This window comes from Gammaproteobacteria bacterium (assembly GCA_029882975.1).
Lineage (GTDB): Bacteria > Pseudomonadota > Gammaproteobacteria > SZUA-152 > SZUA-152 > JAJDNG01.
In genome coordinates, this window is the sequence record JAOUJW010000015.1 from 79,037 (window position 1) to 97,091 (window position 18,055).

Annotated in this window: 15 protein-coding genes, 1 tRNA gene and 1 other RNA gene; 11 read left to right on the forward strand and 6 right to left on the reverse strand. The window is 48.2% G+C overall.

Going from position 1 to position 18,055, the window contains the following annotated elements:
• Window positions 1-193: 193 nt before the first annotated feature.
• Both motB and motA read right to left on the reverse strand, forming a co-directional pair.
• Window positions 194-1,258, reverse strand: coding sequence for a flagellar motor protein MotB (gene motB / locus OEY58_12560; protein ID MDH5326286.1), 1,065 nt, complete (start codon window positions 1,256-1,258; stop codon window positions 194-196).
• 69 nt (window positions 1,259-1,327) lie between these two features.
• Window positions 1,328-2,179, reverse strand: a complete 852-nt coding sequence (gene motA, locus OEY58_12565; GenBank protein ID MDH5326287.1) for a flagellar motor stator protein MotA — start codon at window positions 2,177-2,179, stop codon at window positions 1,328-1,330.
• Between the two features lie 241 nt (window positions 2,180-2,420).
• On the opposite strand from motA, the gene OEY58_12570 reads away from it, so the two are divergent.
• The 9 genes from OEY58_12570 to OEY58_12610 all read left to right on the forward strand — a co-directional run bounded on the left by OEY58_12570 (window position 2,421) and on the right by OEY58_12610 (window position 10,193).
• Window positions 2,421-2,511, forward strand: a tRNA-Ser gene (locus tag OEY58_12570).
• A gap of 230 nt (window positions 2,512-2,741) precedes the next feature.
• Window positions 2,742-2,838: signal recognition particle sRNA small type (gene ffs, locus OEY58_12575), an RNA gene on the forward strand.
• 105 nt (window positions 2,839-2,943) lie between these two features.
• Complete coding sequence (gene dnaX / locus OEY58_12580; protein ID MDH5326288.1) at window positions 2,944-4,635, forward strand: DNA polymerase III subunit gamma/tau; 1,692 nt, start codon at window positions 2,944-2,946, stop codon at window positions 4,633-4,635.
• An 83-nt stretch (window positions 4,636-4,718) separates the two neighbouring features.
• On the forward strand, window positions 4,719-5,039 hold the full coding sequence (locus tag OEY58_12585) for a YbaB/EbfC family nucleoid-associated protein (GenBank protein MDH5326289.1): 321 nt from the start codon (window positions 4,719-4,721) through the stop codon (window positions 5,037-5,039).
• A gap of 24 nt (window positions 5,040-5,063) precedes the next feature.
• Window positions 5,064-5,660, forward strand: coding sequence for a recombination mediator RecR (gene recR, locus OEY58_12590; GenBank protein ID MDH5326290.1), 597 nt, complete (start codon window positions 5,064-5,066; stop codon window positions 5,658-5,660).
• Window positions 5,661-5,824: 164 nt separating this feature from the next.
• The gene (locus tag OEY58_12595; GenBank protein MDH5326291.1) at window positions 5,825-6,541 is read left to right on the forward strand and encodes an RNA polymerase sigma factor FliA; all 717 of its coding nucleotides are present in this window, start codon (window positions 5,825-5,827) and stop codon (window positions 6,539-6,541) included.
• A gap of 52 nt (window positions 6,542-6,593) precedes the next feature.
• Window positions 6,594-7,034 (forward strand): DUF1249 domain-containing protein, encoded by a 441-nt coding sequence (locus OEY58_12600; protein MDH5326292.1) that lies wholly within the window; start codon window positions 6,594-6,596, stop codon window positions 7,032-7,034.
• Window positions 7,035-7,147: 113 nt separating this feature from the next.
• On the forward strand, window positions 7,148-8,137 hold the full coding sequence (locus OEY58_12605) for a sel1 repeat family protein (protein MDH5326293.1): 990 nt from the start codon (window positions 7,148-7,150) through the stop codon (window positions 8,135-8,137).
• Between the two features lie 76 nt (window positions 8,138-8,213).
• Window positions 8,214-10,193, forward strand: coding sequence for a bifunctional aldolase/short-chain dehydrogenase (locus tag OEY58_12610; protein MDH5326294.1), 1,980 nt, complete (start codon window positions 8,214-8,216; stop codon window positions 10,191-10,193).
• A gap of 11 nt (window positions 10,194-10,204) precedes the next feature.
• On the opposite strand, the gene OEY58_12615 is transcribed toward OEY58_12610, so the two are convergent.
• From OEY58_12615 to OEY58_12630, 4 genes are all read right to left on the reverse strand, one after another.
• Complete coding sequence (locus OEY58_12615; protein ID MDH5326295.1) at window positions 10,205-11,974, reverse strand: ABC transporter ATP-binding protein/permease; 1,770 nt, start codon at window positions 11,972-11,974, stop codon at window positions 10,205-10,207.
• Window positions 11,975-12,636: 662 nt separating this feature from the next.
• Window positions 12,637-14,274, reverse strand: a complete 1,638-nt coding sequence (gene groL, locus OEY58_12620) for a chaperonin GroEL (GenBank protein MDH5326296.1) — start codon at window positions 14,272-14,274, stop codon at window positions 12,637-12,639.
• A 49-nt stretch (window positions 14,275-14,323) separates the two neighbouring features.
• Window positions 14,324-14,614, reverse strand: coding sequence for a co-chaperone GroES (locus OEY58_12625; protein ID MDH5326297.1), 291 nt, complete (start codon window positions 14,612-14,614; stop codon window positions 14,324-14,326).
• A gap of 190 nt (window positions 14,615-14,804) precedes the next feature.
• Window positions 14,805-15,260, reverse strand: coding sequence for an FxsA family protein (locus OEY58_12630; GenBank protein ID MDH5326298.1), 456 nt, complete (start codon window positions 15,258-15,260; stop codon window positions 14,805-14,807).
• Between the two features lie 155 nt (window positions 15,261-15,415).
• On the opposite strand from OEY58_12630, the gene OEY58_12635 reads away from it, so the two are divergent.
• On the forward strand, window positions 15,416-15,769 hold the full coding sequence (locus tag OEY58_12635; GenBank protein ID MDH5326299.1) for a divalent-cation tolerance protein CutA: 354 nt from the start codon (window positions 15,416-15,418) through the stop codon (window positions 15,767-15,769).
• Window positions 15,770-15,780: 11 nt separating this feature from the next.
• On the forward strand, window positions 15,781-18,054 hold the full coding sequence (locus tag OEY58_12640; GenBank protein ID MDH5326300.1) for a protein-disulfide reductase DsbD: 2,274 nt from the start codon (window positions 15,781-15,783) through the stop codon (window positions 18,052-18,054).
• Window position 18,055: the final 1 nt, after the last annotated feature.

The window sequence follows — 18,055 nt, forward strand, 5'->3', positions numbered from 1 at the left end:
CTGCAAAAACTTTTATTTTCAATGCCAAACAAGCCACTGGAGTACCGGGTTCACATTTTATTAACAATCCCCCAGCCAAATTCCACAATATTATTAAGTCTATAAATGCCGGTCGATATTGGCTGCCAAGCCTAAAACGATAACCCCCGGATATTGCCCCCTAAAAACAGCTTCACGTTTTTGGGGGATGGCGCTACTGACCCAACATGCGAGGCGCAGGCAACGCCGGTTTCTCGGGTAACAAAATGGGCGCTGTACCTTGGGGCTTCTGACTCTGGTTTTGTCCGCTCTGGTTTTGTCCGCTCTGGTTTTGCCCACCTTGGTTTTGCCCACCTTGGCTTTGCCCACCCGGGTTTTGGAGGTCAGGGTTTGGGTTTACACTCTGTAATATTTCCTTCTCCGAACGACTCTCATCCCAGTTCACATTATTTCCCTGCATGGCCATTTCGGCCTCTTTATTCATAACAATGATACTAATGCGCCGATTAACCGGATTACGAGGGTTTTCCTTATCGAATAGCACCGTGTCCGCCAAACCGACCACCTTGGCGATTTTTTGTTTAGCCAAACCACCGCGCACCAGAGCTCGACGGGAGGCATTTGCCCGTTCAGTGGACAACTCCCAGTTGGTAAATCCCATCATGCTGCTATAAGGCGTGGCATCTGTATGGCCGGTCAAACTGATCTTATTGGGTACTTTATTAATAATCTTGGCTATTTCTTTCAGTATGACCTCGGTATAGTCTTTGAGATGGGAACTGCCCATGTCAAACATGGTACGGTTTTCCTTGTCTACAATCTGGATCCGCAGACCTTCGGGTGTAATATCCAACAATAGCTGATCCTTGAAAGGTTTAAGTGCCTGACTGGCTTGGATCGCAGCTTCCAAATCCATTTTCAGAACCTCCAGGCGACGTTTATCCATTTGTTGATCCCGTTCCACCAGTTTTTCCACAACTTTTTCTTCGCGTCGCTCCTGCTGTTCGGAGTCCGCTTGCTTCATATTATTGTCGGTCTTTCCCAACTGGATCATGCTGTTACTGGCGCCACCCGGGCCTCGTACCGCGCTGGGATTTTCGAAATAATCAGAAATAGCCGCTCTTTGTTCCGGTGTAGTGGAGCCCATTAACCACATGAGCAGAAAAAACGCCATCATCGCCGTTACAAAGTCGGCAAATGCCACTTTCCAGGCGCCGCCATGATGACCGTGGCCACCCTTTATGATTTTCTTGATGATAATCGGTTGAGCTGAATCCACTACCCCAGTCCTTTACATTGCTTCTCTAAGCTTCTCTAATAACATCTGTACCAGCCCCTATCCGTAGGCTTATTTTTTCTTAATGTGGTTTTCCAACTCGATAAAACTGGGCCGCTCGGAGGAATACAGCGATTTGCGCCCAAACTCAACCGCAATTTGTGGCGCATAACCATTCAAAGTGGCCATTAGACACACTTTGATGCACTCAAAAAACTTGGCCTCTTCATCTGCTATATGTTCCAGCGAATTTGCCATTGGCCCCACAAAACCGTAAGCGAATAAGATCCCCAGAAACGTTCCCACCAATGCCGCCGCCACATGATGCCCCAGTATCTCCGGTGGACCACCGATAGCCGCCATGGTGATTACAATCCCCAATACCGCGGCAACAATCCCAAAGCCCGGTAACCCGTCCGAGACTTTAGTTAAGGCCGAATGCGCCAGTGCAGCCTCATGATGGTGGGTCTCCAGCTCGATATCCATGAGGTTTTCCAATTCAAAGGGGTTCATATTCCCCCCCACCATGAGGCGCAGATAATCGGTAATAAAATCCATTACATGATGGTCCGCGGCAATCTGCGGGTATTTCTTAAAAATAGGACTCTGTTTGGGCTCCTCTATATCCGCTTCCAGAGCCATCAAACCGTCTTTGCGCGATTTGGAAAAAATGTCAAACATCAAGCCCAATAAATCCAAATAGGCCTTTTTGTTGTACTTCGATCCCTTCAATAGCGACGGGATGGAACCAAAAACCGTCTTAATAACTTTCCCGGGATTGGCGATGATAAACGCTCCAAATGCAGCGCCACAGATGATCAAGATCTCATAGGGCTGCCATAAAGCCATGGGTTCGCCGTGCGAGAGGACAAATCCGCCCATCACACAAGCCACCACGACAATACAACCAAAAATTAATTTCATCGGTCCCTGCCTGTTCTCGGTGTTTGGTTTACGTAATGTAAGTCAACTATCGGCCCCCGAACCTGCGTTTGAAGCCGATACACAAACATTTAACATAATGATTAATCTTATTTAACAAACACTTACAGAGACACCCTCAGACCATCACCCAATCCTTTTTGCGTCTCCAACTTGGCCCCAACCACCCCGCCTTAGAGTTGCACCTAGGGCCAATCTAGTTTAATCTTGCGCGTTCTCAAATGGAGAGATGTCCGAGCGGTTGAAGGAGCACGCCTGGAAAGTGTGTATACGTTAATAGCGTATCGAGGGTTCGAATCCCTCTCTCTCCGCCAAACATCCATAAAAAAAGGCCCCTGATGGGCCTTTTTTTATGGATGTTTGGCGCAAAGAGCTTGGTTCGAATACTCCGGCCCAACAAACTGTCGCAGCAGTTTGGCCGGTGGCGTAGCCCTCACATGACATTCCCTAAACTTTAGGCTATCCTTAGCCCCCCGCAAGCAATCGGCCAAGCCATGCTTGCCTCTTGTGATGAAATGGTGACAAGACAGTTTATGGTGACTTGCTCCGGTCCCTTCGCAACGATAAGCTGTGAACCCCGTCAGGCCCGGAAGGGAGCAGCGGCAGCAGTGGACTTGTGTGCCGGGGTGTGGCTGGAGCGAGTCGCCGCCCAATTTTTAAACCATCCAATTTCTTCCCTGCCCCGGGGTGAATCCCAGGACAAAAGCGGCTATGATTGAACGCTGGCATTTATCATGGGATGGGCAATGAGTTATCAGGTTCTAGCAAGAAAATGGCGCCCTGGCAGCTTTAAAGAGCTGGTGGGCCAGGAACATGTACAACGGGCATTAATCAATGCCTTAGATAACAACCGCATCCACCACGCCTTTTTATTTACCGGCACTCGCGGTGTGGGCAAAACCACCATCGCCAGAATTTTTGCCAAATCCCTAAATTGTGAGTCCGGTGTCAGTTCCCAGCCCTGCGGCCAGTGCAGCACCTGTACGGAAATCAGCGAGGGCCGTTTTGTTGATTTAATAGAAGTGGACGCAGCCTCACGTACCAAAGTCGAGGACACCAGAGAACTGCTGGAGAACGTACAATACGCACCCACACGCGGTCGCTATAAAGTCTACCTCATTGACGAAGTCCACATGCTGTCCACCCACAGCTTCAATGCCTTGTTAAAAACCCTGGAGGAACCGCCTCCCCATGTTAAATTCCTGCTGGCTACCACAGACCCGCAAAAATTACCGGTTACAATCCTTTCCCGTTGCCTGCAGTTCAACCTAAAACGACTTCCCGCGACGGATATAAAGAATTATCTGCAAAGCCTGTTACAGCAGGAAAATATCCCATGCGACAGCGACGGCCTCTCCCAAATCGCACGTGCTGCCGATGGCAGTATGCGCGACGCCTTAAGCTTACTGGATCAAGCCATCGCCTTTGGCGGCGGCAAGGTACACAGCGATGAAGTCCAGTCTATGTTGGGCAGCATAGATAACCACCATGTTATGGAATTGCTGCAATTATTACACAGTGGCAACGGTAACGAGCTGATGCGAAAAACGGCGGAAATTGCTCAGGCCTCGCCTAATTATTCCTCTTTACTGGCAGATTTATTAACCGCATTAGAGCACATTGCGATTAAACAATTGGCACCGGAAGTAGATGTGGACAGTATCGAACCGCAAGCCATACTAGGACTGGCTCAAAGCCTATCCAAAGAAGATGTTCAACTCTACTATCAAATCGCGTTAAACGGGCGTCGCGACCTGCCCATTGCCCCCGATAGTAAAGGCGCATTTGATATGATTATGCTACGAATGTTGGCTTTTAAACCCTACGACAACAGTCGGCAAACTTATAACAGCACTACCGCCGGTCGCATTGAAAATACTACCGGCAAGAACGTCAACCGAACAGAATCGGTACGCCAATCCATACGCCCGAAACCGACCGCAACACCAAACCGGGTAGCCGATGAGCCTGTCTCAAGCGCTGCGCCCACCGTAAACACCAAATCGCAGGCCCATGCAGGCAGCATCAAACCGCTCAGGGAAAACAACGACACGGACCCGGTGTCAGGCAAAGAAATGCGCTGGGAACAATTCGTCAGCTCTTTGGCACTCAATGGTTTAATACAACAACTGGCAATGCACAGCGGACTCGTAGAGGAAGACGATCACACCATTCAGTTGATTCTGGCAGATTCTCATCAACATTTGTTCAGTAGTGCAAGGTTGAAAACCCTGCAAGATGCGGTTCAAAACCAGCGCCCGGGAATACAGATAAACATGAGCATTGGCCCTCATAAACACAACACACCGGCGATGATTCAGGAGCAAAGAGCCGCTCAGCGTCAGCAACATGCGGAAAATGAAATCCAAAACGATGCGACGGTTCAATCGTTAATGGATGTATTTGATGCGAAAACCGATTCAATAAATCCGGTCTAGGCATCGCTCAAAAACCGCACTTCGAGGAAATTTGCGGTATAATCGGCAACAGCAACTTTCGAACAAGCAACGAGGATTCACACATGAAAGGTGGTCTTGGAAATCTCATGAAACAAGCTCAGCAGATGCAGAAAGCACAGCAAAAGCTGCAGGAAGAGCTTGCCAACAAAGAGGTGACGGGCACAGCCGGCGGCGGCCTGGTCTCTGTGGTTATGAACGGCAGACACGACGTCAAGCGGGTCAACATCGATGACAGTGTTATGGACGACAAGGAAATGCTCGAAGACCTGATTGCCGCAGCGGTTAATGATGCGGTTCGAACGATAGAAAAACAGTCTCAGGAAGCCATTTCCAGTATGCTCGGTGGTATTAACTTACCTCCCGGATTCAAAATGCCGTTCTAACGTATTACACACCCGGACTCAACGGTGGACTCCAGTCCCTTATTACAAAAACTTATTAATGACCTGCGCTGCCTACCCGGCGTAGGTCCTAAATCCGCGCAGAGAATGGCGTTCCATTTACTGGAGCACGACAAACAAGGCGCCATCGGCCTGGCGGAAAGCCTTATCAAGGCCATGGAAAACATAGGCCATTGCAGCCGTTGTCGCACTTTCAGCGAACACAATATCTGCACCATTTGTCAAAGCCCTAAACGCGACAATCAACTGTTATGTATTGTGGAATCGCCTGCCGATGTACGGGCACTGGAACAAGCTACCGATTATAAAGGCCTGTATTTTGTCTTAATGGGCCATTTATCCCCCATAGACGGAGTAGGACCGGAACAAATCGGCATCCCCCAATTACGACAAAAACTTCAAGATGAACCAATACGTGAAGTCATTTTGGCCACAAACCCCACAGTGGAGGGAGAAACCACTGCCCACTACATCAGTGAACTGGTACGCAGTTTCAACATTGTGCCCACCCGAATTGCCCATGGCGTTCCAGTTGGTGGCGAGTTGGAATACGTTGACATTAATACTCTATCGCACGCTTTTCAGGGCCGCCGCGAAGTCTAGCTTTTAAACAATTGAGTTTTAAGTAATTTATTTCAGTTCCAAGAAAAAAATTTTCGATTCTCCCACATTCCGCACATCAGGCTACTAAAGATTTATCCTTTATTTGCCGAAGGTCTCTACTGATTCCATTGTTTCAACTGCTGTGACGGAGTAGGCCGGGCTTCATGTACGATAATCTAAAAGTAGGATCCCACGACGAACTGGTTACCCGCTATGCATCCCTGGTTAAGCGCATAGCCTACCATCTTAAAGCACGGCTACCGGCCACGGTTGTCATCGATGACCTGTTGCAGGCGGGGATGATCGGTTTGATTGAAGCCTCGCGAAAATATGATGCGGGACAAGGTGCCAGTTTTGAGACTTATGCGGGCATACGCATCCGCGGCGCTATGTTGGATGAATTACGACGTAACGATTGGGCTCCCAAATCGGTACATCGCAAAGTCAGAGACATTACTGAAGCCATGCGTGCCATTGAAAATCGAGAAGGCCGCGATGCCCGTGTAGACGAAGTGATTGAACTACTGAATATATCCAAAGACGAATACTATAAAACCCTACAAACCATATCCAATCACCGTGTAGTAAGCTGGGAGGATCTAGGCGTTGATGAGGAAGCCATCAAACACAGTTTAGTAGAACATAACCCCGGCTTACAGGACGATTTGGAACGGCAACGATTGCAAGGAAAACTGGCAGAAGCCATTGCATCGCTACCGGAACGGGAAAAAATGATTGTTTCTTTATATTATGACTCGGAGCTGAATCTGCGTGAAATTGGCTCTGTCTTAAGCGTAAGCGAATCCCGGATCAGCCAACTACTTAGCCAGGCCCACATCCGCTTGCGGGCCCGAATGCAGGACTGGGTTAAAAACAGTTAAGCAAAACGCAGCGTTTGATGGTAAATTTACTGTCATGTCCGGTATTTTAACAATGAAACCAAAGAATTTGCGCAAAAATCTCACTCGTGTGCATGAGTCCAACTACAGTAAACTGTTGTTGGTAATACCTCTTATTGCCCGTATCAAACAAGATGTGCGCATCAATTCAAACCAGGATCATTGTGTAGAAATAGGCATACTGGAACGTACTAAATACACATCTTTGCTGAGTATTAGAATTAAACACCAATTCCTATCCGACTGGATACCTGACCTGTCCATGACTATACGCAGCTACCATGACGCCCAAGTCGCCGAGGTTCTCAGTTTTCAGCAACACCAACGTTTTCGCAGCCGCTACACCTACCCCAATGAAAAAATGTTCCAAAGTGATGAAAAACAGCAAGTGAACATTTTTTTGCATGAATGGCTCAACCATTGCGTGGCCTCACACCTGATTTTCAACGGAAAAATTGAACCCATCGACGCTTAATCCATCGTTTACAACATCGATAAATACAACTACAAGCACTATAAGTTGTTAAGTTTCTGTCACAATTTTCGATAACCTTGATATGGCACTGTTGTTGTAGCCTGGTTAGTCACATGAATGCAGTTAAAATTATCAGTTTAGTGTTTATCCTGCTCCCAGCCCTCGCCCCAGCTTACACGGGCGATTACGTTTGGGAGGAAAAATTCAAAAAAACCATGAAGTTAGCAAAAGACAACAATCCCAAGGCGTTATACAGTCTTGGCGACATGTTCGAGCGTGGCCGGGGAACACCAAAAGACCTGGAACAAGCGGCTATTTGGTATAGCAAGGCAGCTGCCAAAGGTCACAAAAAAGCCGCTTTTAAACTGGGATTGGCTTATTTGAAAGGCCTTGGTGTTACAGCAGACCAAATGCAGGCATTTAAATGGCTACAACTGTCAGCCGCTAAAGGATATGAAAGAGCCCAATTTTACCTGGCGGAAATGTTTGAAAATGGCCTAGGTGTCACACAGGATCTGGAAGAAGCCTTACGTTTGTACATACAGTCACGCGATGGCGGTTACTCTCCTGCCATTACCCGGGTGGAGCGGGTCAGCAACTCTTTGGCACACATGGCGGAAATCGTAAAAAAAGAAAAAGAACTTAAATCAAAAGCAGCTCTAGCGGTCAAAACCCGAGCCACACACGCTATACCCCAACCAACAGCGCCGCAGTTTGATACTCTCACAATTCTGATACAGGGAGGCTGGATGCGGAAGCAACATCCCATCGCTTATATGCCCTCAAAAACCACCGAATGCAAAACCACCGGCACTATGATCGAATGCCTTTCCGAGCAACAAACCCGAAACATAGGCACGACACAGATAAAATTCAACACCAAAGCGGTGCTGTACAATATAAAGGACAGTGGCGAATTTAAGATATCCTATCGCAATAATGTCAGCGACATTGATGCAAAGGAAGATCAAGATAACAGCGCGACACACAATATTGACTTGGGATGGCAAGACATGGAACACTTATTGGACTGCAAACTGTTAACGGCTTCCGAGTTAAGCTGTATCAAAAACAAAACCCGCAAACTGCAAATAGTCCGCTAAAACTCCTTTACCTTTACTCACGCAATCGATATCTTTGCGCAAAGATATTGATGGAACAAACGGATAAAGGTGCTCTATGCAAAGTTTGTGGAACTCCGGCGAAGCCGATGCGTGCAACGACGACCCCTTGTTGTTAAGAGTGTATTCTTCACGCCTTTTAGGGCAATACTCCCATTTAGTGTTGCACGGCGGTGGAAATACCTCTGTAAAAACCCAAGTTACCAACGTTTTCGGCGAACCCGAAGAAATACTCTATATCAAAGGCAGCGGCTGGGATTTGGCGAGCATAGAAGCCGCCGGTTTTGCACCGGTTAAACTGCACACATTGCAAAAGCTAGCCACATTGGAACAACTCAGTGATGCACAAATGGTGACCCAACAAAAGTCGGCCATGACCGACCCAACTGCGCCAACCCCATCCGTTGAAGCCATTCTGCACGCCATTATCCCTTTTCAATACGTCGACCACACCCACGCTGATGCTGTTGTTACCATTAGTAATACCCCCCACGGTTTGGAAAACATCCAAAGCGTCTACGGTGACCGGGTCTTGATCATACCCTATATCATGCCGGGTTTTGCCCTGGCCCGGTTGGTCTACGAACAAACCCGCGATCTGGATTGGAGTAAACTGGAGGGCATGGTACTCATGAACCATGGTATTTTCAGCTTTGGCGACGATGCCAGGACCAGCTACGAACGCATGATCAGCTTGGTCACGGCAGCCGAAGAATTCATTGCAAACCGTAAGGTATCACTACCCACGCTGGCGGCAACTGCTGTGCCGGCGGTACAACTTGTAAATCTGGCACGATTGCGACGTAGTATATCCACGCTAAGCCACACAGCCATGATTGTACGGCACTGTCAATCCGAGCGAGCGTGTGCCTTCAGCTCCCTGGAAAACGTTTCCCACCTGGCGTCACAGGGACCGCTAACACCGGATCATGTTATCCGCACCAAACGCACCGCACTGATAACGTCTGACACAGACATGGAGCAAAGCTTACAACGGTATATTGACGATTACAGCAACTATTTCAGCATTCACAATAAGTCGCAATTAACACCGCTGGATCCCGCACCACGCTGGGTTGTATGGAAAAACAGAGGTTTGCTCAGCATCGGCAGCTCGGATAAAGAGGCAGGTATTGTTGAGGATATTGTTTCTCATACTATAGACGCCATAGAAACCGCTCAGCAAATTGAGGCCTGGCAGGCCCTGCCTGCAGCAGACATTTTTGATGTGGAATACTGGGAACTGGAACAAGCCAAGCTGAAAAAGTCCGGGGCCGCACTTCATTTTCAAGGAAAAATCGTGTTAGTCAGCGGCGCCGCAAGCGGCATTGGCAAAGCCTGCGTGGAGCACTTCCTAAACCATGGCGCCTGTATCGCAGCCTTGGATCTTAATCCGTCGATTCATACGGCATTCTCACAACCTCAGGTTCTAACATTACAATGTGATATAACAGACGAGCAGCAAATTAAAGATGCACTACGTGCCACCATAGAGCGCTTTGGCGGATTGGACATTCTCATTAATAATGCCGGCTTTTTCCCCAATGGACAGACGATTGCCCAGATGGATCAAACCGTGTGGCAACGTAGCATGGACGTAAATCTCACCGGACATCAGCTATTGTTAAAAAACGCCATCCCCTTTCTGGAATTGGGCCTGGATCCGGCGATTGTCATGATTGCTTCAAAAAATGTTCCAGCTCCGGGCCCCGGCGCCGCCGCCTACTCTGCCGCCAAGGCGGGATTTACCCAGTTAGCAAGAATCGCCGCGCTGGAATTAGGCGATAAAGGCATTCGCGTCAATACACTGCACCCTGACGCTGTCTTTGATACCGGCATCTGGAATGATGAGGTCATCAGCACCCGCGCCAAACACTACGGTCTAACCCCGGAACAATATAAGACAAAAAACCTGCTCAAAACGGAAATTCGTTCTACTGATGTGGCCAGACTGGCTGCGACGCTGGCTGGAGACAGTTTCAGCAAAACCACCGGCGCCCAAATTCCTATTGATGGGGGTAACGATCGGGTGATATAGAAAAAAGCACCTTATTCACTATCCTCGCCATGCTCCCCTCCGCGGGCTTGCCAAGCCAGAGCGTGGCGGTATCCCTCATGTTCACGCAATAACTCATCATGCGATCCTATAAACATACTGCCATCACCGTTTAAATACATGATGCGATGCGCCAAGCGTATCGTGCTGTAGCGATGAGCAATAATCAAAGTAGTCCGCCCTTCGCGCAGGCGTTGCAGCGATTCCACTATTACTTGCTCAGACTGGCTATCCAAAGCTGACGAAGCCTCATCCATAATTAAAATAGGAGCATCTTTTAAAAACGCCTGAGCGATACAAAGACGTTGCCTTTGCCCCACGGATAAATCCTGGACTCCCAGCTCGGTATTTAGACCTTGCCGTAAATTGGAAACAAACTCCCACACCGAGCTCTGTTCACAGGCCTGCCGCATTTGCGCTTCGCTGGCGTCCGCTCTAGCCAGGCGCAAGTTAGCCGCTACCGTATCGTTGATGAAAAAAGGGTCCTGCCAAACTACCGCGATACTATCCCTAAGAGACTTAAGCGTCACTGCGCCAATATCAACACCATCAATACGAATGCAGCCGGAATTGGGCTCGAAAAAACGCATCAACAAAACCGCCAGAGTGCTTTTCCCCGAACCGCTAGGCCCCACCAGCGCCACCGTTTCACCGGCGTGAACGGTCGCAGATAGATTTTTAAATACCGTTTCGCGTCCATAGGAAAAACTCAACTGATCAAAGCAGATTTCTCCTTGGCTGACTGTTAAGGGCAGGCTGTCAGCCTTTTCCTTCACATTTGGCTCCATAGTCATAACCTCGTGGACCCGTCGAGCTGCACCCATCTGTCCCTGCCACAAAATAGGTGCTTCGGCAAAACCTTTGACCGGGTAAGACAAATAACCCAGGTATAACAAAAAACTGATCAGCGTACCTATTTCCAGTGTCCCCTGCTGTACATCTTGAATACCGCGGTAAACAATCACCGCACCACAAGTAAATAGCAGCAAATTAAAAACCAAAATATGGAAACCATCGATACTGCGCATACGCATGGCCCATTTGCGTGCATGTTCATAGGCATTTCGATGTAAACCACTTACCTGAGCCTCCACCACAAAGGAACTGACCCCACGCAAATTGGACAAAGCCTGTTCCTCAAATGCCAGTAATTCTCCGTTTCTTTGAAAAAACACAGACGACGCCTGTCCCTTTCGGGGTGCGAAATAACGCTGCTGGAGAAACAACAGCGGTGCAAATAATAAGGCAATTAGCGTTAGATCCAGATCGATCCACAACAACATGACGACATAAAACAACAAGGTAAAAAAATACGAAACCAAACCTAAAGGCACTTCCAACAAAAACGCCTGGGTTTGATCAATGTCATTGCTAAGCCTGGCCAACAAGTCGCCCTTAGGTAAGGTCGACATCACCGGAAAAGACAAATTGAGAACCGAACCAAACAAATAATTTCTGACTCGGCCGGTGTAACGCAATCCCAACCAATTGAAGGCTAAATGAACCGCCAGGCGTGCCAATTGATTGAACAACAACACTGCCAGCAATAACAGCAACGTGACGTTAAGTTGCTCCAACTTGCCCTGCTGCAACAATGTAACCGGAGTTCCCAATAACCAAATAACAGCTGTATTGGAAACGGTGTGGAAAAGTATGACAACCAGAGTAAACAGTAAAAACCAGCGATCGTTATGGACAAACCGGGAGAAATGCTTGAACACAAATCGAACTGATTCTACCGTGTTACTATATTCTTTAAGCACACCCGCTCCTTACCCTAGTCAACCCTGGCATACTAACAAAGTTAAAACTTTGGTGTAGAAAAAAATTTGGTGTAGAAAAAAAAAAGGCGCGGAACGCGCCTTGGTTATTGTATGAAAGATTGAATGAAGTTTTACGAGAAAACTTTCGGGATGATTAATTATTTTCCACAGTATCTTGTCCGTGATACTTCGTTGGTTGGGTGGCAGACCCATGCCCCAGATCTTATTGCCACCAGCCCCTACTTTGCCCCACTTACAGTCACTGTGACGCCGCCCTAGAATTAGTTACATTTTTACTACAGAAGGCCTATTCCTGCTGAATTCCACCTTCCTAAATGCTTACAGCGTGGAACGAGTCTATCAACCTCGTGTCACAAGCGTCAAGTATGTAAGCAAAGCCATTTTATTTTTAACATAAAATATATCTAATTGATATTTATAGTATATTAACAATTTACCAATTAAGAAAACGCTGAAAACCTGGCGTCAAAAGCTTTATTAAACTGTTAATTTTTAAATGTTTAACCGAAATTTGAACCAAATGGCTAAATATTCTATTTATCCGACGAACGGTCGTGCAATTCCATTCTTAGTTACTTGAACAAAAAAAACCGCTGCACCCGGTAACCGGGTCAGCGGTTTTTTTGTCAGAACGCGATGACTTACATCATGCCGCCCATGCCACCCATACCACCCATGTCCGGTGCAGCAGGAGCCTCATCTTTAGGCAGTTCTGCCACCATGGCTTCGGTAGTGATCATTAAACCGGCAACAGAAGCAGCATTTTGCAACGCAGTACGGGTTACCTTGGTTGGATCCAAAATACCCATGGCCACCATATCACCAAACTCATCGGTGGCAGCATTGAAACCAAAATTACCTTCACCTTCGGCAACCTTGTTCAACACGACAGAGGGTTCTCCCCCGGCATTGGCCACGATTTGACGCAAAGGCTCTTCCATAGCACGGCGTGCGATTTTCACACCCACATCCTGATCGTGGTTTTCAATTCTCAGATCCTGGATGATTTGCTGAGCACGTACCAGCGCCACACCACCGCCAGGAACAACACCTTCTTCCACGGCAGCTCGAGTGGCGTGCAGAGCATCTTCTACGCGGGCTTTTTTCTCTTTCATTTCCATTTCAGTGGCCGCACCCACTTTGATAACGGCAACACCGCCCGCCAGTTTGGCAACACGCTCTTGCAATTTTTCCTTGTCGTAATCAGAGCTGGCTTCCTCGATTTGAGCACGGATTTGATTAACCCGGGCTTCAATATCGGCAGCTTGACCGGCACCGTCGATAACCGTGGTATTTTCTTTGGTGATGGATATACGTTTAGCCGTACCCAGGTCGTCCAAAGTGACTTTTTCCAGAGAAAGACCTACCTCTTCGGAAATCACCGTACCACCGGTCAACACGGCAATGTCTTCCAGCATCGCTTTACGGCGGTCACCGAAACCAGGGGCTTTTACGGCAGCGACTTTTACGATTCCACGCATATTATTCACAACCAAAGTGGCCAGCGCTTCACCTTCCACATCTTCAGCGATAATCAACAAGGGTTTACTGGCTTTTGCAACCGCTTCCAATACCGGCAATAAATCGCGGATGTTGGAAATCTTTTTGTCGAAAACCAAAATTGCCGGATTCTCCAGCTCTGCACTCATGCTGTCTTGGTTATTGATGAAATAGGGTGACAGGTAACCGCGATCAAATTGCATACCTTCCACAACGTCAAGCTCGTTATCCAGGCCGGAACCTTCTTCCACCGTGATAACCCCTTCCTTACCTACTTTACCCATAGCGTCAGCGATGATTCGACCAATGCTTTCATCAGCATTAGCGGAAATAGTGCCTACTTGAGCAATGGCATTGTCATCAGCGCATGGCTTGGACATTTCCTGTAATGCTTTGACCGCTTCCTGTACAGCTCGGTCAATACCACGTTTCAGATCCATAGGGTTCATACCGGCAGCAACGGCTTTCATACCTTCAGCCAGAATGGATTGCGCCAATACGGTCGCAGTGGTGGTACCGTCACCGGCCACATCGGAAGTCTGGGAAGAAACTTCCTTCACCATTTGTGCACCCATGTTTTCAAAACGGTCTTCCAGCTCGATTTCCTTGGCTACAGAAACACCGTCTTTGGTGATGGTGGGAGCACCGAAGCTTTTTTCCAGTACTACGTTACGGCCTTTGGGACCTAAAGTTACTTTTACGGCGTTGGCAAGAACATTCACACCGGCAACCATACGGTGGCGGGCTTTATCACTAAATTTAACTTCTTTAGCAGTCATTGTTGGATTCCTCTCAATTATCTGGGTTTGTTGTGGTTAATCAGGCAACTTAGCCCTCGATTACCCCGGTAATGTCTTCTTCGCGCATCACCAACAGCTCTTCACCGTCAACTTTCACTGCGGTACCGCCGTATTTATTAAACAAGACCCGATCGCCGACTTTCACATCCAGAGGACGAACTTCACCGTTATCAAGCAACTTGCCCTTACCTACGGCAACCACCTCACCTTGGTCGGGTTTCTCCGCAGCTGAACCCGGGATAACAATCCCCCCAGCGGAAGTAAGCTCTTCTTCCATGCGACGAACGATGACACGATCATGCAAAGGACGAATATTCATGGACTATCTCCTTGAAAAAATTATAATTTTCAAAATTCAGTTACAACACACCGCGTAGTGCCAAGTTTCACCCCGGTTATAAAACACAAGACGATTAGCACTCGCACTCAATGAGTGCTAATAATAGTGACGGAAAAAGGAATTTCAAGAGGTGTGTGGAGCATTTTCTTCAATTTAGGAACAATCCATGTCAATCCTCTCGTTTATACTCCCCTTCTATGGTCTTAGAACGGTGAGACGAACGCGGTTGAGCCCCGGCAAACGGCGTAGGCTCGCCCGAGCCACCGTGGAAAAAGCGCTTTAAGGCCCACTTTATGGCACCCTGGCGCAATCGGGGCACTAGGCACATAAACCCGATGGCGTCAGTAAAAAAGCCGGGGGTCAACAATAAAGCACCGGAAACGATTAAAACTGCCCCTTCTACTAGCTCGACAGCGGGAATTCCACCTTGGGCCGTGGTTTCCTGGATGCGCCGCAATGTAGAAAATCCTTGCCAGCGCAACAACCAGGCCCCTAAAACAGCTGTAAATACCACCAAGAATATTGTGGGGAAAACCCCTATCCATCCTCCCACCTCAATCAGCAGATAGATTTCGACTAATGGGACGCTAAGGAAGAGTATTAATAATATAGTAAAAGGATGCATGGGTTTTGCTGTCTGACAGGTTATGGTTGGACACTTTTCGCCTAATGTAACACAGCTCGTATTATTACTGGCATTGGTGTGCTTGAAAAATGTAATATTCCCCGATTACAGACCACTGATATAAACGACATTGGTAAAACTTTGCGCAGTTATCTATGAACGAATCGCCGACCATAGCCATTATCACTACCTGCCCGGACGCCAAAAGCGCCCATGTGGTCGCCGATACTCTGGTAAAACAAAACCTTGCAGCCTGTGTGAATATTATCACCGGAGTAACATCAGTATACCGCTGGCAGAATCAGATTGAACACAGCACCGAACAATTACTGCTGATTAAAACGGTGAAAGCAAACTATACGGCGGTGGAACAATGCATTCTTAAGGTTCACCCTTATGAACTTCCTGAAGTCATCAGTGTCCCCATAGACAAGGGTTATGCCGCCTACTTGTCCTGGATCAGAGAAAATAGTCGGATGGCTCCAGAAACCCGCGACACCACTCAGTAAACGAGGTTTAAATGAAAATTCATTCAATTCTGGCCGGACTGCTGGCCTTGCTGTTCTGCCACCCCAGTTTTGCCGCTGTCGGCAACCTCGGTATAAGCGACGAAGAACCCCTCCCGGTAGAACAAGCCTTTGTCATGAGTTCCCAGGTACTCAGCGCTGATATGGTGCGCATCAGTTTTGACATCACTGACGGTTATTACCTTTACCGCAGTAAATTTAAGTTTGACAGCAACACCCCGAGCGTAACTCTGGGCCAGGCGGTTTTTCCCAAAGGCAAAGTCAAAACCGATGAGTTTTTCGGCAAAGTGGAAACTTATCGCGGCCGGATCAATATCGATATCCCCGTTATTCGTAGCAATAATGACAGCAAGTTGGACCTCAGCGTCACCTCACAGGGCTGCGCCGATTTGGGTCTGTGTTACCCCCCACAAAAACAAATCGTCAGTTTAGTGCTCCCCTCTCAAGCCACCCAATCCGACAACGATGGATTTGACCCCTTGGGCGCGATAAAAAGCTTAGGCAACCGTCTGGGATTGGGAAACAATGACGATGAATTTCTACGCCCGGAGCAAGCCTTTGTTTTCAGTGCCGAAGCGGAAAACGGAAATCTCATTCGCGCCCATTGGGATATAGAAGATGGCTATTACTTGTACCGGGACAAATACAAGTTCACTCTAAAAAATGCTGAGGGAATCAGCCTGGGCGAAATCAGCATGCCCCCGGGCAAAGAAAAAGTGGACGAGTCCTTTGGTAAGATGGTGGTGTACTACAAAAGTGTAGATATTTACCTGCCCCTGGATCGCAGTCATACCGATGCAGTAAATCTGGAACTGGAAGCCAACTACCAGGGCTGCGCCGACAAAGGTCTGTGCTACCCACCCCAAACCATGACTATGCCGGTCTCCCTACCTGCCGGACAATTGGGTTTGCCACAACAAACACCGGCGCAATCCGGTAACAGCAATAACCAAGACCTGTCCGAACAGGATCGCCTGGCTAACATGTTGCAAAATGGCAGCTTATTGTTAACCCTGTTGGCGTTCTACTTCGCCGGTGTGGGGCTGGCCTTTACCCCCTGCGTGTTTCCCATGGTACCCATTCTTTCCAGCATTATTGCTGGACAAAAAAACGTTACTACCAAAAAAGCTTTCACCATGTCACTGGTATATGTCCTGGCCATGGCACTTACCTACACAGTCGCAGGTGTCGTTGCCGGACTCTTTGGCAACAATTTACAAGCGGCTTTCCAGAATCCGTGGATATTAAGTACTTTTAGCGCAGTATTCGTGGCGCTGGCCTTTTCCATGTTTGGCTTTTTTGAGATTCAGATGCCCGCGTCCATTCAAAGCAGGCTCACTGAAATCAGTAACCGCCAGGAAGGAGGAACATTAGCCGGCGTTGCGATCATGGGCTTGTTATCAGCACTGATTGTTGGCCCTTGCGTAGCCGCACCCTTGATGGGTGCTCTAATCTATATTGGTCAAACAGGTGATGCCGTGTTAGGCGGCTTTGCTTTGTTCGCCTTGAGCATGGGGATGGGCACACCACTCCTGGCCATCGGCGCCTCCGCCGGCACCTTGTTACCCAAAGCCGGGCAATGGATGGACACTATTAAGGCGGTGTTTGGGGTATTAATGCTGGCTGTCGCTGTTTGGATGCTGGAACGCATTGTGCCGGCTGCCGTCTCTATGATCTTGTGGGCTCTGCTTTTGATCGTTCCCGCGATCTATATGGGCGCTTTGGAACCACTCAACGGCGCTTCCGGCTGGAAAAAACTGTGGAAGGGCCTGGGCCTGTTCTTCCTGACCTACGGCATCTTGATTTTGATTGGAGTGAGCAGTGGCGGTCGTGATGTTCTGCAACCATTGGATAAGCTCATGCAATCCAGAGGCGGCAACAACATCGGCGGTAACAGCACCAAACTCAACTTCGTCACTATAAAGGGCATCGACGGACTGGAACGGGCACTGGAACAGGCCCGTACTCAACAACAAGTGGCCATGTTGGATTTCTACGCTGAGTGGTGTGTTTCCTGTAAGGAAATGGAAAAATACACCTTTGGGGACCCAGGTGTGCAACAGGCTCTAAAAAACGTCATGCTACTGAAAGCGGATGTCACAGCAAACGACGCCGTGGACCAGGCTTTGATGAAAAAGTTGGGGGTGGTAGGTCCACCATCGATACACTTTTTCGATCGTAATGGGGAGGAACAACGCGCTTTACGTCTGGTGGGATTTCTGGACAAAGACAAATTTAAGGCGCTGGTTCAAAAAGCCACACAGTAAC

Bases quoted from the DNA above. Each gene is read 5' to 3' on its own strand.
- motA (MDH5326287.1), bottom strand. From the start codon at position 2,179: ATGAAATTAATTTTTGGTTGTATTGTCGTGGTGGCTTGTGTGATGGGC.
- dnaX (MDH5326288.1), top strand. From the start codon at position 2,944: ATGAGTTATCAGGTTCTAGCAAGAAAATGGCGCCCTGGCAGCTTTAAA.
- OEY58_12585 (MDH5326289.1), top strand. From the start codon at position 4,719: ATGAAAGGTGGTCTTGGAAATCTCATGAAACAAGCTCAGCAGATGCAG.
- OEY58_12595 (MDH5326291.1), top strand. From the start codon at position 5,825: ATGTACGATAATCTAAAAGTAGGATCCCACGACGAACTGGTTACCCGC.
- OEY58_12600 (MDH5326292.1), top strand. From the start codon at position 6,594: ATGAAACCAAAGAATTTGCGCAAAAATCTCACTCGTGTGCATGAGTCC.
- OEY58_12605 (MDH5326293.1), top strand. From the start codon at position 7,148: ATGAATGCAGTTAAAATTATCAGTTTAGTGTTTATCCTGCTCCCAGCC.
- OEY58_12610 (MDH5326294.1), top strand. From the start codon at position 8,214: ATGCAAAGTTTGTGGAACTCCGGCGAAGCCGATGCGTGCAACGACGAC.
- groL (MDH5326296.1), bottom strand. From the start codon at position 14,274: ATGACTGCTAAAGAAGTTAAATTTAGTGATAAAGCCCGCCACCGTATG.
- OEY58_12625 (MDH5326297.1), bottom strand. From the start codon at position 14,614: ATGAATATTCGTCCTTTGCATGATCGTGTCATCGTTCGTCGCATGGAA.
- OEY58_12630 (MDH5326298.1), bottom strand. From the start codon at position 15,260: ATGCATCCTTTTACTATATTATTAATACTCTTCCTTAGCGTCCCATTA.
- OEY58_12635 (MDH5326299.1), top strand. From the start codon at position 15,416: ATGAACGAATCGCCGACCATAGCCATTATCACTACCTGCCCGGACGCC.
- OEY58_12640 (MDH5326300.1), top strand. From the start codon at position 15,781: ATGAAAATTCATTCAATTCTGGCCGGACTGCTGGCCTTGCTGTTCTGC.